Annotated in this window: 13 protein-coding genes; 1 reads left to right on the top strand and 12 read right to left on the bottom strand. The window is 49.2% G+C overall.

Going from position 1 to position 14,703, the window contains the following annotated elements:
* Window positions 1-19: 19 nt before the first annotated feature.
* The 11 genes from smc to ACQW03_RS01745 all read right to left on the bottom strand — a co-directional run bounded on the left by smc (window position 20) and on the right by ACQW03_RS01745 (window position 11,923).
* Window positions 20-3,589 (bottom strand): chromosome segregation protein SMC, encoded by a 3,570-nt coding sequence (gene smc / locus ACQW03_RS01695; protein ID WP_076292636.1) that lies wholly within the window; start codon window positions 3,587-3,589, stop codon window positions 20-22.
* Between the two features lie 256 nt (window positions 3,590-3,845).
* Window positions 3,846-4,544, bottom strand: coding sequence for a ribonuclease III (gene rnc / locus ACQW03_RS01700; protein ID WP_013309856.1), 699 nt, complete (start codon window positions 4,542-4,544; stop codon window positions 3,846-3,848).
* A gap of 12 nt (window positions 4,545-4,556) precedes the next feature.
* Window positions 4,557-5,795: a beta-ketoacyl-ACP synthase II gene (gene fabF, locus ACQW03_RS01705; RefSeq protein WP_023988165.1), complete on the bottom strand. Its 1,239-nt coding sequence runs from the start codon at window positions 5,793-5,795 to the stop codon at window positions 4,557-4,559.
* Between the two features lie 228 nt (window positions 5,796-6,023).
* On the bottom strand, window positions 6,024-6,257 hold the full coding sequence (locus ACQW03_RS01710; protein WP_007429985.1) for an acyl carrier protein: 234 nt from the start codon (window positions 6,255-6,257) through the stop codon (window positions 6,024-6,026).
* Between the two features lie 107 nt (window positions 6,258-6,364).
* The gene (gene fabG, locus ACQW03_RS01715; protein ID WP_023988164.1) at window positions 6,365-7,114 is read right to left on the bottom strand and encodes a 3-oxoacyl-[acyl-carrier-protein] reductase; all 750 of its coding nucleotides are present in this window, start codon (window positions 7,112-7,114) and stop codon (window positions 6,365-6,367) included.
* Between the two features lie 50 nt (window positions 7,115-7,164).
* Window positions 7,165-8,109 (bottom strand): ACP S-malonyltransferase, encoded by a 945-nt coding sequence (gene fabD, locus ACQW03_RS01720; protein ID WP_071640453.1) that lies wholly within the window; start codon window positions 8,107-8,109, stop codon window positions 7,165-7,167.
* Window positions 8,110-8,190: 81 nt separating this feature from the next.
* Complete coding sequence (locus ACQW03_RS01725) at window positions 8,191-9,180, bottom strand: beta-ketoacyl-ACP synthase III (RefSeq protein ID WP_023988162.1); 990 nt, start codon at window positions 9,178-9,180, stop codon at window positions 8,191-8,193.
* 8 nt (window positions 9,181-9,188) lie between these two features.
* Window positions 9,189-10,181 carry a phosphate acyltransferase PlsX gene (gene plsX, locus ACQW03_RS01730; protein ID WP_071640451.1) on the bottom strand — a complete coding sequence of 331 codons (993 nt, stop codon included), beginning with the start codon at window positions 10,179-10,181 and terminating at the stop codon, window positions 9,189-9,191.
* The gene (gene fapR, locus ACQW03_RS01735; protein WP_007429980.1) at window positions 10,165-10,761 is read right to left on the bottom strand and encodes a transcription factor FapR; all 597 of its coding nucleotides are present in this window, start codon (window positions 10,759-10,761) and stop codon (window positions 10,165-10,167) included. Before fapR ends, plsX begins: the two co-directional genes overlap by 17 nt.
* Window positions 10,762-11,043: 282 nt before the next feature.
* A complete protein-coding gene (rpmF, locus tag ACQW03_RS01740; protein ID WP_007429979.1) occupies window positions 11,044-11,217 on the bottom strand; it encodes a 50S ribosomal protein L32 in 174 nt (57 codons plus the stop codon).
* A 187-nt stretch (window positions 11,218-11,404) separates the two neighbouring features.
* Entirely contained in the window at window positions 11,405-11,923 is a 519-nt protein-coding gene (locus ACQW03_RS01745; RefSeq protein ID WP_023988160.1) for a YceD family protein, read from the bottom strand.
* 456 nt (window positions 11,924-12,379) lie between these two features.
* On the opposite strand from ACQW03_RS01745, the gene ACQW03_RS01750 reads away from it, so the two are divergent.
* Window positions 12,380-13,615, top strand: coding sequence for a nucleotidyltransferase (locus ACQW03_RS01750; RefSeq protein ID WP_441947977.1), 1,236 nt, complete (start codon window positions 12,380-12,382; stop codon window positions 13,613-13,615).
* Here the strand turns inward: ACQW03_RS01750 and ACQW03_RS01755 are convergent.
* The gene (locus ACQW03_RS01755) at window positions 13,605-14,636 is read right to left on the bottom strand and encodes a YlbL family protein (RefSeq protein ID WP_071640445.1); all 1,032 of its coding nucleotides are present in this window, start codon (window positions 14,634-14,636) and stop codon (window positions 13,605-13,607) included. The two genes, ACQW03_RS01750 and ACQW03_RS01755, sit on opposite strands and share 11 nt — an antisense overlap.
* Between the last annotated feature and the right edge of the window lie 67 nt (window positions 14,637-14,703).

Below are 14,703 nucleotides of genomic sequence, written 5' to 3' on the forward strand. Positions count from 1 at the left end.
GAAAGTATGTTGTTTAATGTCAGGCAATCTCAGCTTCGTCGTTGTCCAACTTGACAGATACGAGTTTGGAAACCCCGCCTTCCTCCATCGTAACCCCGTACAGCACATCTGATTCTTCCATTGTGCCCTTGCGGTGTGTGACTACAATGAATTGTGTCTGCTCCGAGAATTCTCGTAAATACTGGGCAAAACGCACCACGTTTGCTTCGTCCAATGCAGCCTCTACTTCATCGAGTACACAGAATGGAACAGGTTTAACGTGTAAAATGGCAAATAGTAACGCCATCGCTGTTAACGCACGCTCACCGCCCGACAGTAGCTGCAAGTTTTGCAGTTTTTTGCCCGGTGGCTGAGCTACGATGTCAATTCCCGTCTCCAATAAGCGTTCCGGGTCAAGCAGCACGAGATCAGCTCGTCCGCCTCCGAATAGCTTGGAGAATACCGTTCCGAATTCGCGCCGAATAGCATCGAACGTAGTCTTAAAGCGTTTGGACATTTCTTCATCCATTTCACGAATAACCTGATAAAGTGTTGTCTTGGCCTCCACCAAATCAGACTTTTGCTCATCAAGAAACGTATAACGCTCATGCACACGCTGGTATTCCTCAATGGCGCCTAGATTCACCTCACCTAACGCGGAAATACCCCGTTTGAGCCTTTCTACCTCACTCTGCGTACCTTCAATATCTTCCGGTATAGGGTAACGCTGCTTGGCTAACTCATAGCTGAGTTCATAATCATCACTTAATTTTTTTAGAACGTTTTCCAGTTCCACATCAAGTCGATTTACTCCAATTTCCGTTTGACGAAGCAACTCCTCCACCGACTTGAGCTGAATTCGCTGTTCTTTCGTGTCGTTCTCAGCCACTTCCAGCTTTTTGGACAAGCTGCTGCGTGCAGCCCGCTTGAATTCCAGTTGCTGTGCGGCTTCTTCCTTTTTCAAACGGTATTGATTGAGATTTTCAATCTGTTTCACGGTCTCCTGCTCATTGGTCAGCAAATCTGCTTCGATGGAAGCAAGCAAGGTCTTGTTTTGTCTCGAATCCTTACCAAGAGTATCATAATCCCCACGCAATCTGCGCAGCTGCTCTTCCAATGAAAAGCGCTCCTGGTCCAGCTTTCCTTCTCTTACCTTGAGATTCGTGAGCTCTCCCTGCAGCTGCTCTTTGGCAGATTCGTTGGCTTTACGGGCAAATTCGGCAGCGTGAATGGCCTGATGCGTTTTTTTCTCTTCTTCCTCCAGCGCAGCCAACTTTATCAACGCTTCTTCACGGGAAGTTTCCAGCTCCTTGATTTCCTGATCAAAGCCCTTTTTCTCCTGACCAGACGCAGCGACCTGCTCCAGAACATGACGAAGTTCATGCTCCAGTTGCTTGAGCTCCATTGCCATCTGCTGCTCTTCACCGCGCTTCACATCGCCTCCCTGACGCAACTCGTCCAGACGGGTCTGTGTCTCCTCCAACTGGCGTTTGGTATCTATTGCACTCTGGCGCAACCTTGCAATTTGCTGCTCCGTATCTACAATGTCTTGATCCAACTGATCCAGCTGACGTTTACGTCCAAGCAGATTAGCATTTTTCTTGAACTGGCTTCCCCCAGTCATGGAACCCCCTGCATTGACAACATCGCCTTCCAAAGTGACCACGCGGTATCTATATTGGCAACGGGCCGCAATACGGTTTGCATCTTCCAGCGTACGGGCAATGACCACATTTCCCAAGAGACTGCCTACAATTCCGGCATATCGATCATCATACTGAACAAGATCTGCACCGATCCCGACAAAGCCTTCAGCGCCTTCTGCAATTTGGCGTTCCCCTGCGCCGATTTGGCGCGGGCGGATAACATCCATAGGCAAAAATGTCGCTCTGCCCAGTTGACGTTGCTTTAGAAAACTGATCGCCTGTCTGGATACGGATTCATTTTCCATCACGATGTGCTGAACTGAAGCACCCAAAGCTGTTTCCATCGCCTGCTCTAAATGCTCAGGCACCCGAATCAGCTCCGCTACCGCTCCATGTACACCGTGCAAGGTTTCTTTTCGTGCAGCCTTCAATACCTCTTTAACTCCAAGCATGAAGCCGTCAAAGTCATCCTGCATTTCCTTCATCGTATCACGCCGTGAAATTAGAGCCTCTCGTTTTTGTTCCCATTTACGAACCGTACCCTGGTTTTCTTCCAGTAGTTTTTGCAGGGCTTGGTACTTTTCACTTCCCTGAATATAGCCACTACGCAAACTACTGATTTCCTGCCCCAGCTTCTGAACAGCAGCTTCCAATCCCTTTTTGCGCTGTTCAAGTTGTACTTTCTGGGCTTCCCATTTGCCGGATTCGTCACTTACGCGAGTCACACGCCGTTCCAATGCTTCTTTCTGTTGGTCTGTATAACGAATTTCGTTACGCGCCTGTGCCATCTGATTCATCAGTTCCAGCAGACCACCCTTTAGGCTTTCTTCCTGCTCCTGGCTGATTCCGCCTGTAACACCAATCAGTTTGGCCTCTTCGTCAGACAGCCGCCCACGCAACTCGTCAAGCTCTACATTCAGTGCAGACAGCTTTTCGTTCAGTTGATCCAGTTCACTCCTGCGCTCGGAATGCCGTGATTCGCTTGTGCTAAGTGATAAGATCAATTGTTCCCGATTAGCCTCCAGATTGCGTGTACGCTCTTTGAGCAATTCGCCGTAGCCTTCACTTTTCTCCGTCGCTTCACTGTATTGCAGCAGATCCCTTTGCAACCGCTCTACTTGCTCTTCCAGCTGGCGTAATTCGTTGCGGTCGCTTTCCAGCATCGCATCGTGGCGGGACACCACGGTAGACAACTGAAGTTGCTCCTGCTGCAGCAAAGCTAGTTTGGAAGTCGCATCGCTCCACGAAGTATGAATTTGTTCAATTTGATGGACGTACATTGAAATTTCTTTGGATTTCAATTCACCGCGCAGCTCTTTAAAATGGATTGCCTTTTCAGACTGCTCCTTAAGCGGTCCAATCTGATCCTCCAGTTCACTAACTAAATCGTGAATACGCAGTAAATTTTGCTCCGTTTCATCCAGCTTGCGAACCGCATCTTTTTTACGCGATTTATATTTTACGATACCCGAAGCTTCCTCAAAAATACCTCGACGATCCTCGGATCGGGTACTCAGAATTTCTTCAATGCGTCCCTGTCCAATAATTGAATAAGCTTCTTTACCAATCCCTGTATCCATAAACAGCTCTGTAATATCTCGGAGTCTGCATGATTGACGATTAATGAAATATTCACTATCCCCACTTCGATGTACACGTCGCGTCACCGTGACTTCACCAAAATCCAGAGGCAACGCCTGATCTTCATTATCCAACGTAAGCGATACTTCACCGTAATTAACAGCCTTACGAGCATCACTACCCGCAAAAATAATGTCCTCCATTTTGCCGCCACGCAGTGATTTGGCACTCTGTTCGCCAAGCACCCAACGAATCCCGTCGGAAATATTACTTTTTCCGCTTCCGTTGGGTCCGACGACTGCCGTAATGCCGCGGACAAATTCCATTTCCGTTTTATCTGCAAACGATTTGAAGCCCGCCAGCTCAATGCGCTTTAAAAACATGCTCAATCTCACCTCTAACATTTCAAATATGCTTGTACAACACCGTACACCTGATTGATATGAATTATCCCTATTGTAGCATAAACTAGCTTGTATAAAGCACAGTACCGACACTCACATTACACCAGGAAAGCCACGAAAAAAGAGCAAAACGCAGTCCATTCGCCATTACGGGCCGGGACTCCCCGCGGACTGCCCTTTGCTCTTACTTTGTGTCCCCTGCTTGCGTAACCCGTCCGGGCTGCTCAGGTACCGATTACGATTCTGCCAGCTTCAAACGGTTTAAAGCTACTGCCGCCGCTTGCTGCTCAGCTTCTTTTTTGGAGCGTCCCGTACCTGCCCCTAGCCGTTCGCTGTCCATATATACCTCAGCTACAAACTCGCGCTCATGGGCTGGTCCGCGCTCCTCTACAATCTTGTATTCAAGCATCCCCATGTTATGATGCTGCGTCAGTTCCTGAAGCTCTGTTTTGAAATCACTCATCTGAAGCTTACCGTTTAATACAATTTGAGGAAAAATATAACGTTCCAGAAACGACCGGACGGCCTCCAGACCCTGATCCAAATAAAGCGCACCTACGAACGCTTCGAATACATCAGCCAACAGAGCCGGACGAGTACGTCCACCTGTCAACTCTTCACCTTTTCCAAGCAGTACATATTGCCCAAACTCAAGCCCGACAGCAAACTTCACCAGAGAAGGCTCACAGACAATAGCTGCACGCAGCTTGGTGAGTTCGCCTTCGGGTCGGTTAGGGTACTGATTGTACAATTGCTCGGACACCGTCAGTTCCAGAACAGCGTCACCTAAAAATTCAAGACGCTCATTGTCTGCATGCTGACTGAACCGATGTTCGTTTACGTAGGAAGCGTGCGTAAAGGCCTGCTTCAGAAGCTGCCGATTGTTGAATTGAATATGAAGTTTCTGTTGTAATTGCTTCAAGTCTCCACTCAACGAACTGACCCCTTATGCTTCATATTTTTTTAGAATAACCGTAGCATTGTGACCGCCAAAACCAAAGGAATTGGACATAACCACATTCAGTTCCGCTTTTCTCGGCTTATTAGGTACATAATCAAGATCGCATGCCGGGTCTTGATTATCCAAATTAATCGTTGGCGGAATCGTCTGATGCTGAAGGGCGAGACCACAGATCACGGCTTCAACGCCGCCCGCTGCACCCAATAAATGCCCTGTCATCGACTTAGTTGAGCTGATCGCTACCTTATAGGCATGCTCTCCCAGCGTTTTCTTGACTGCTTCCGTTTCGGATTTATCACCGACTGGCGTAGATGTACCATGTGCATTGATATAATCAATCTCTTCAGGATTCAATCCAGCATCACGGATCGCCATTCTAATGCAGCGTGCTGCTCCCTCTGGATCAGGCTCCGTCATATGATGGGCATCGCCAGAAAGACCGTAGCCAATCACTTCACCGTAAATACGCGCACCACGCTTCAAAGCATGATCCAACGATTCTAGAATAAGAACACCAGAGCCTTCGCCCATAACAAACCCGTCTCTTTCGGTATCAAAAGGACGACTTGCCTTTTCAGGCTCGTCGTTACGCGTGGACATTGCTCGCATGGAACAAAATCCAGCCATACCAATCGGACGAATAGTCGCCTCAGCTCCTCCGCAAATCATGGCGTCTGCGTCACCGCGCTGAATCATGCGGAAGGAATCACCAATAGCATGACTGCCCGTGGCACAAGCCGTAACTGGTGATGTATTGGGACCTTTAGCACCGAGTGAAATCGACACTTGACCGGAACCCATATTAGCAATCATCATCGGGATGAAGAAAGGGCTTACGCGTTTAGGTCCTTTTTCAATCAGTGCGTTGTGCTGATCCTCCCAAGTTCCCAATCCGCCAATACCGGAACCGACAGATACACCAACACGCTCAGCATCCGCATTTTCTCCGATTACAAGTCCACTGTCCTCAAGCGCCAATTTACTAGCTGCAACCGCAAACTGCACAAAGCGGTCCATTTTACGCGCATCCTTACGTTCAATATAATCCTCTGGATTAAAATCTTTAATGGAAGCGGCTATTTTCGTAGTGTACTCACTTGTATCGAAAGCTTCGATTTCACTGACGCCGGATTTTCCAGCCATCAGATTATCCCATAGTGTGTTCAAATCCTGTCCCAGCGAAGTGATTACACCCATTCCTGTTATGACAACACGTTGTTTCAAAGATAATCACCTCTATGTCTACTGCATATTGTATTTTAAGACCGCACTCTCTTGTGCGTAAAAATAATATAGAATCAACTAAAGTTAGTAATGCCGCATACTCCTCAGCCTTTGACTAAGTGAAGCTGAGCCAGACTCAAAAACACGCGGCAATTCCGTCTTTAGTTCAATCTGTATAATTAGGAGAAAGTCCCGCCTGTAACAGAACGGGACTTTTGATGACATGAATTAGGTATGAGATTGTATGTACTTCACAACTTCACCTACAGTTGTAATTTTCTCTGCATCTTCATCAGAGATTTCCATATCAAACTCATCTTCCAATTCCATTACCAATTCAACTACATCGAGAGAATCAGCGCCTAAATCATCTTTAAAAGATGCTTCAAGTGTAACTTCGGCTTCGTCGGCTCCCAAACGGTCAACGACAATGCGTTTTACGCGCTCCAATACATCGGACATCCGGCTCACCTCCTCTTAGGTATTATACGAAAATTACAATTAAAATGCCATAGAAGAGAGTTTTCATTGACAACTCTTCATCGGGGCATGCGGATTGCAACATGCTACTACATATACATGCCGCCATCCACATGCAAAGTCTGGCCCGTCATATATGAGGAAGCATCCGAGGCCAAGAACAGCACCACGTCAGCAATTTCCTCAGGCCGTCCAAGACGGGCCAGCGGAATACCGCTCAGCATATTGTCACGCAAATCATCAGCCAGTACCTGCGTCATCTCAGTATCGATGAATCCAGGAGCCACACAGTTCACTGTAATACCTCTCGAAGCAAGCTCTCGAGCAGAGGATTTGGTAAGACCAATTACCCCTGCTTTAGCAGCAACGTAGTTGGCTTGGCCTGCATTGCCAAGTACACCAACCACGGAGGAGATATTGATAATTCGGCCAGAACGCTGCTTCATCATTGGACGTGTTGCCGACTTAAGACAATTAAACACACCCTTCAGATTCGTTTCGATCACCTGATCGAATTCCTCTTCCTTCATGCGCATGATTAAATTATCTCTTGTTATGCCGGCATTATTCACCAGGATGTCAATCTTGCCCCAAGCGCCAATCACATCCTTGATCAACTGATCTGCTTCGTCAGCGCGACCGACATTAGCCTGAACTGTAATAGCCTCTACACCTTTGGCACGAATCTGCTCTGCTACCTCAGTCGCAGCCGCTTCACTACCAGCATAGTTTACCGCCACATTTGCACCTGCTTCAGCCAGCGCCAGCGCAATACTACGGCCAATTCCGCGCGACGCTCCCGTAACGAGCGCCGTTTTTCCACTCAATGGCTTAGACATCATAGTCCCCCCTTGCAAGTATATAACCCGTTAAGGCAATGATTATACTTTTAACGGGCCTCCAAGGCTTCCGTTACAGAAGCAAACGACTCCAGGCTGCTTATATTATACAGCTTAACCGTTTTGTCGATTTTTTTAACCAGTCCAGTCAATACACTTCCCGGCCCAAACTCAACAAAGGTGTCAACACCTTGTTCTAGTAGCCATGTTACACTGTCTTCCCACAGTACTGGAGAATAGACCTGATCCACCAACAGTTGGCGAATTTCGCTCCCCTCACGTACAGGTTGAGCTGTTACATTGGCAACAACCGGAACCTGAGCTTTGGAGAAAGTTACAGCCCCCAACTTGCCGGAGAGCTTGGTCGCTGCTTCCTTCATCAATGACGAGTGGAAAGGACCGCTAACCTCCAGAGTAATAGCGCGCTTGCCTCCTGCTTCCTTCACACGTTCAGCGACAGCAGCTACGCCCTCCTTCGTACCAGATACAACAATTTGTCCAGGACAATTGATGTTGGCTAGTTCGACCAGTTGACCAGACTCCGTAATATCACGGCACAATGCTGCCAATGCTTCACGATCAGCTCCCAACACAGCAGCCATCCCGCCTTGCCCATCAGGAATGGCCTGCTCCATGAACTCGCCACGTGTACGAACGATTTCAACCGCATCCTCAAATGCGAGGACACCGGAAGCGACTAGCGCGCTGTATTCTCCTAGACTGTGTCCAGCCACATAATCAGGATGAATGCCCATTTTTTCCTTGAACGCTTCATACAATGCAATGCTCGCCGTTAACAGTGCAGGCTGCGTATTGGATGTTTGCTTCAAAGCTGTGTCCGGCCCTTCAAAAATCAGTGTGCTTAGTGCGAACCCTAACCGTTCGTCCGCTTGGCGAAATACTTCTGTTGCAGCTGGAACTGCTTCATAAGCATCTTTAGCCATACCTACAGCTTGTGAACCCTGACCGGGAAATATAAATGCCGTTTTGCCCATCGTGTATGCACCTCTCTGTATCCAATGCTTGTCCTGTAAAACACTACACAAATTCAATATTATATCAAAACTTCCATCTTATTACCAGACAAGAACTGACGCTCCCCAGGTCAAGCCACCGCCAAAGCCCACCATTAATACACGGTCGCCTTCCTTCATGCGGCCTTCCTCAGCTGCTTCCACAAGAGCGAGAGGGATTGATGCTGCCGATGTATTCGCATATTTATGAACATTAACAACTACCTTTTCCTCTGGTAAATCCAGACGTTGCATCGCCGATTGGATGATGCGAACATTGGCTTGATGCGGAACGAACAGATCAATATCATCTTTGGACAGCCCTGCTTTTTCCAACACATCGACCGTTGCCGTTCCCATAACACGAACCGCGAACTTGAACACTTCGCGTCCGTTCATGTAAATATAGTGCTGTTTATTTTCCAGTGTGTCTGCACTCGCAGGCAAACGCGAGCCTCCTGCTTCCAACTTGAGTAAGCTGCCTCCGGCACCTTCAGCCCCGAGATCAAAGGATTGGAATCCTCTACCTTCAGGCACTTCGCCAATCACTACAGCTCCTGCACCATCTCCGAATAGAACACAGGTATTGCGGTCGGTATAATCTGTAATCCGAGAAAGACAGTCTGCCCCAATGATTAATGCATTATTATAGATACCTGTCTTAATGAAGCTCGTTGCCGTAGCCAATCCGTATACAAAACCCGAGCATGCCGCAGACAAATCGAAAGCTGCTGCCCCTTTGGCTCCTAATTTGTCCTGAAGAATGCAGGCAGTTGACGGAAACGCCATATCCGGTGTAACCGTAGCTACAATAATTAAATCCAGATCCTGTGCCGTCATACCCGCGGACTCCAACGCCTTAATTGCTGCTTCATAAGCTAAATCAGATGTAGCCTGCTCTGGAGCCGCAATATGGCGCTCCTGAATCCCTGTACGGCTGACAATCCATTCATCACTTGTTTCTACGATTGCTTCCAAATCTTTATTGGTCAGAATTTTCTCAGGTACGTATTTCCCTGTTCCGATAACACCAACCGGCCGTAATTTATTCATATCGTCACTCACTTCCTGCTGATTTCCTTGGATATACTTTCCACCAACCGGTTTTGCAAGGCCGTACGAGCCTGCCTTACCGCATTTTTGACGGCAACGCCGTCAGACGAACCGTGACTTTTCAGGACGAGTCCACTCAAACCCAGCAAAGGAGCCCCGCCATGCTCTTTATAATCCAATTTACCTTTCAGACTGCGAAGCTCAGGCATAATCAAGGCTGCCGCAAGCTTGGTCTTCAAAGATTTGGTGAATTGCTCTTTTAAGAGAGAAAATATGGCCCCGGCTGTACCCTCCAGCGATTTTAGCATGATATTTCCAGCAAATCCATCGCACACCAGTACATCGCAATTCCCGGTTAACACATCTCTCGATTCAACATTACCCACAAAATTGACAGGTAACTGCTCAATAAGTGGAAATGCCAACTTCGTCAGTTCATTGCCCTTCCCAGCTTCGGTCCCCACATTCAGCAGACCCACCCTTGGAGAAGTCACACCGTGAACTTTCTGACGATACAAGCTCCCCATCAGTGCATACTGGGCAAGGTGCTCAGGCTTGGCATCCATATTGGCTCCCAAGTCCAGCGCCAGAATGCCCTGATCATCTATCGTTGGTATCATCGGCGCGAGAGCCGGACGTTCAATGCCCTCCATTCTTCCAACCACCAGCAGCCCTGTGGTCATTAGCGCGCCTGTATTACCTGCGGATATCATGGCATCCGCTTCGCCTTCTCTGACCATTCGACCAGCTACGACCATCGAGGCATCCTTTTTGCGTCGCACTGCCTTTACAGGCTCGTCCTGCGCATCTATCATTTCGGATGCATGGCGAATGCTGAGGTTGGTCGGCAACGCCCTACCGTTCAGAACCGATTCAATTCGTTCCCGGTCACCAACCAGCGTAATGTCCGTATCCTTCCATTCCGCCGCCGCAGATAGCGCGCCCTCTACTGTCGCCTCAGGAGCATTATCTCCCCCCATGGCATCAATGGCGATCCGCATGCTGACTTCCTCCTTCGCTATACTCTTCCTCCGTGGAGCGATAAATGACAAAGTTGCCTTGGAATACCATTTCTTCTCCTACGTAGGCAAAGACTTCCACTTTAGCCTTCCCTTTTTGTTCTGGATTTGAGCGCACATATGCCTTGGCAATGCACTTCTCACCTAAATGAACCGGGCGGACAAAGCGTATATCTGCTGACGCAGTCAATGCTATCTCATCATTAATCACGGCAACGGCCAATGAATTGGCCTGGGCAAATACATAATGCCCCCGCGCAATGCCAGTACGCGAAAAAATATGTTCCTCTTTAATCTCAAAAATCGAAATACCGCTTCGATCCAACTGTAGATCAACGATATCCCCGATCACTTCATGCAAAGGCAAGGAACGAACCTGGTCGTAGGAGCGCTCAGCCATCAGCTTTAGCCGTTCCCGCAATTCTGGGATTCCCAGTTCCATCCGGTCCAGCCGAATAGTCTGAATACTTACCTTCAGCTGTCTTGTCAATTCCTGATCCGTTACGAACGGATTATCATCAATTAATTGAGTCAGCCGCTGCTGTCTCTGTCTCTTCGGCAAACGTTCGATGTCAGTGACGCCTCCTTTCCCTACAATAAACTGTCGTTCAGACGACAGTTCGGGTTACTTTACTTCACTTTCTAACGGCGAAACTTCAAGCCGATTTGTCTTCTTGTATGTATAAAGGAACCTCTTCGGCCCTTCTTTCTTAGAACCTGGTACTAAAACAGTATATAGCATGCTGACGTAAAAAGGAAGCATGCAGACAAAAAAAAGTAGCGCCTCACTGAAGTGAAGCGCTACTCTTCCTGCGAAGATTCCAAAGAATCCGCTTATCGGACATTATTGAGAGATGATCTCTCTAGCTTTGTACGTTCCGCAAACTTTGCACACATGGTGAGCAAGTTTCAATTCGCCGCATTCGGAGCATTTCACCATACCTGGTACTGCCAGTTTAAAGTGAGTACGACGTTTGTCGCGACGAGTTTTGGATGTTCTCCGTTGAGGTACTGCCATTATTCCCACCTCCTTAACCAGATCACCCCCGCATAGCGGGTATGACTTCTTATCTCATTCAAGACTGAAAGAAAATGCCAGAAGCAATTATCTTACAGCCGGTGAATCAAGCCTGCAACATCCACGCATCGGTTCAGTAACTCTCCGGCACAAGCGGATGATGATTTTTCAGAATTGAACTCAATTCTCATTTAAAAAAATCCTTAAGCCCTGCCAGACGCGGATCAATCTTTTCCGTATCGCCATCGTTACTGTCATCGGAGCCAATACTCCAGTTTTGTCCGGTCTTTGGTGCGATTCCCTGACAATCCTCACTGCACAATGGCGCAAACGGCACATGCAGTACAAACAGTTCTTCACAATACGGTGCAATGTCGAAGGAGTCCTCCGTCACTGCGATAAAATCGCCATCTTCATCCTCCTCTTCAACACTCGAAGAGGTTTGCTTGAACCGTTCACGGAATTCAATCTTTAAATCCTCGTGCATCGGGCTTAAACAGCGTGAACACAGCATGTCCAGACCTGCGGTCAACGTGCCTTCCACGCTCATCAAGCCTTGACCCAGACTAACGGCGACCAAGTCGGTCTCCAGCGGGGAAACGGCCGTAACATCAGCACGATCATCCACCAATTCACTCACATTAAGAGATTCACGGATAGGAAAAGGACCGTCACTTGTTGCTACTTTGCGAAAAAATAGTTGCATCACTATCACTCCAAACAAACAAAAATTATTATACCGACTGATCGAGTCGTTTGTCAACACCTTTCACTTTACACCACTCACAAATCCACCGGTTTTCCAATGGTTCGACAAGTTTTATGCAGAAGCAAAAATGCATTGTGCTAAACATGTACCGATGAGTATTCGTACCCCCGCCACTCTTCGTGTACAATAATGCGAGTATAAAGCTTTTTCGTCCAGGTCTCAATAGTTACCCAATAAGCTACTTTAAGTACGTGTTCAAAAAGTCGGCTTTTCAGGACCGAGAAGGTTGGATGAAGCTAGGGACTGAGTAGCGGAGCGTAGACAGATCTACGTGAGCAACAGAAGGCCCGGCTGAATTCAAGATTCGACGTCGAATCCGCTTCTTGAATAGCTTCGTTATGGAAAGGCGACTTTTTGAACAACCTCTTTTAAGAAAGGAGCCGACTTACGGTCTTGAAAACACTCGGTATGGTTGTAGAGTACAACCCCCTTCATAACGGACATGTCCATCACTGGGAGGAATCTCTTCGCATCACTGGTACACAGCGCACAGTGGCTGTGATGAGTGGCCCTTTCCTTCAGCGGGGTGAACCCGCGATTACAGACAAATGGTCCCGCACCGAAATGGCACTCGCCATGGGTGTGGACCTAGTTCTGGAGCTGCCTGTGGCCTATGCCGTCCAGCCTGCAGAATGGTTTGCCCGCGGAGCGGTCGCCCTGCTCCATGCGACGGGCATCGTCGACGCACTCTGCTTCGGTAGCGAGAGCGGAGACATCGCCCCGCTGCGCGCGCTGGCCCGCGTGCTGGCGGCAGAGCCGGCCGAGCTCAAGGCCGGCATCGCGCAGCGCCTAAGCAGCGGCGCGAGCTATCCCGCTGCCTACGCGGGAGCCGCAGCCGCGCTGGCGGCCGAAGGAGGGGACGGCGCTGCGCTCGCCGCCCTCATGCAGCAGCCCAACAATACGTTGGGGCTGCATTACTTGATTGCGCTGGAACGGCTGGGCAGCACAATCAAGCCCTTCACGGTAGCCCGCACGGGATCGGGCTACCATGAAGCCGTGGCCCCTACGGACGGAGTCATCGCCAGCGCCACGGCCATCCGCCGTCTGCTGCTGGACGGCGGGCCGGAGACCGCGTCGCCGTACATACCTGCGGCGACACTGGAGATTTTGCGGCGCGAGTGGCAAGCCGAACGCGCGCCGCTGCATTGGGAAGCGTTCAGCCAGCCGCTGCTGAACGCCCTGATCACACGTAGCCCGCAGCAGCTGGCGGAGCTGCACGAGGTCACCGAAGGGCTGGAGCATCGTCTGCAGCAATCGCTGTACACGCTGCCCCAGCCTTCTGTGGAGGCCCTGCTCGCCGCGATTAAGACAAGGCGCTATACTCGTACGAAGCTTCAGCGGATGTGTACACATATTTTGCTGAATCATGCCAAAGCCGATATGACTCCTGCTGAGCTGGCGAAAGGTCCGGGCTATATCCGCGTGCTCGGCTTTAACAGGGCTGGACGCGAGCTGCTGGCACGTATGAAGCAGACAGCCACCCTTCCGGTATGGGTCAAGCTGTCTGCCGGATCACATCCTCAGCTGGACTGGGATACAGCCGCAGCCGCCATACACACAGCCGGGATGCCACGTCCCGCCATCCGCGACATGTATGCTGATTACTTGCGACCGCCCATTATGGTTTGATGGGCAGCTTTTCCATATAATTCAGCGCATCGCCAAGCTTGCGAACCGGAACAAGCTTCATCCGGGTTCCAATTTGCTCAGCTTTGGCCTTCGCCTCTTTATAATTATCCGCAGGGACGAAAAACAAATCCGCACCCTGACGGTCAGCAGCAACTATTTTATACTTTGCACCACCAATCGCTCCAACCTGACCGTCCTTATCAATAGTACCCGTACCGGCTGCACGATATCCCTTACTCAGATCACCTGGTGTCAGTTGGTTATAGATTTCCATGGTAAACATCAAACCAGCCGAAGGACCGCCAACATCCGTAGATGTAAAATGAATCGTTTTACGTCCATCCTTCGGCTCTACCTTCTGTACCGTGGCAATACTGACGCCAAATCCGGAACGTTGCTTGCCCGTCTCACTGTCCGTGATGGTCGTTAAGGGAGCTTGCACGGTCAGCAACTTTCCATCGCGCTTTAGCTTCACTTTAGCCATTGTTCCCGGTTTTTCGTCCTCCAAAGCCTCCCGAATGGAATGATTATCGGTCACCCTCACTCCGTTCAGCTCCAATATTTCATCTCCAGGCTCGAACACGCTGTTCGATCCCGGGACCTTAAATACATACACGTAATCTGGCACAATCCGATAGGGGACATGGGCACAGGTGTATGCAGCCTCCATAGCCGAAGATTGGGAATCCCCCATATACCATACCTGTTCTGCCGCATATTCGTCTTCACTTCTTCCATGGAGACGATCCTCTTTGCGTTGAATCTCCGAATTGCGGTCCAACTTGGACAGGCCCAACATGATAACATTGGCATAACGCGCCGATACCGTCGTCATCATAAAAGTCCCCCGTTCGATGCTGTCACCCTCCTGGACTCTAACCATCGGTTTGATCTCGTTTGCCCCACCTGGTCCATAGATCAGATAAGGGGTTGGCATATAGACCAGCACATAGACCATTGCAGCCAGCATTAAGACATAACCGGTTGTAAAAAAAACTCTTTTCCGGTTTATTCGTTTCATTGCTTCTTCCCCCTTGCAGCCTAACTTCTCCTATCCTACCCAAGTGCCTCTGCACCACCTGTTCTCA

Origin of the sequence: Paenibacillus sp. DRB1-1 (assembly GCF_052119485.1) — a bacterium.
GTDB classification, from domain to species: Bacteria; Bacillota; Bacilli; order Paenibacillales; family Paenibacillaceae; genus Paenibacillus; species Paenibacillus polymyxa_B.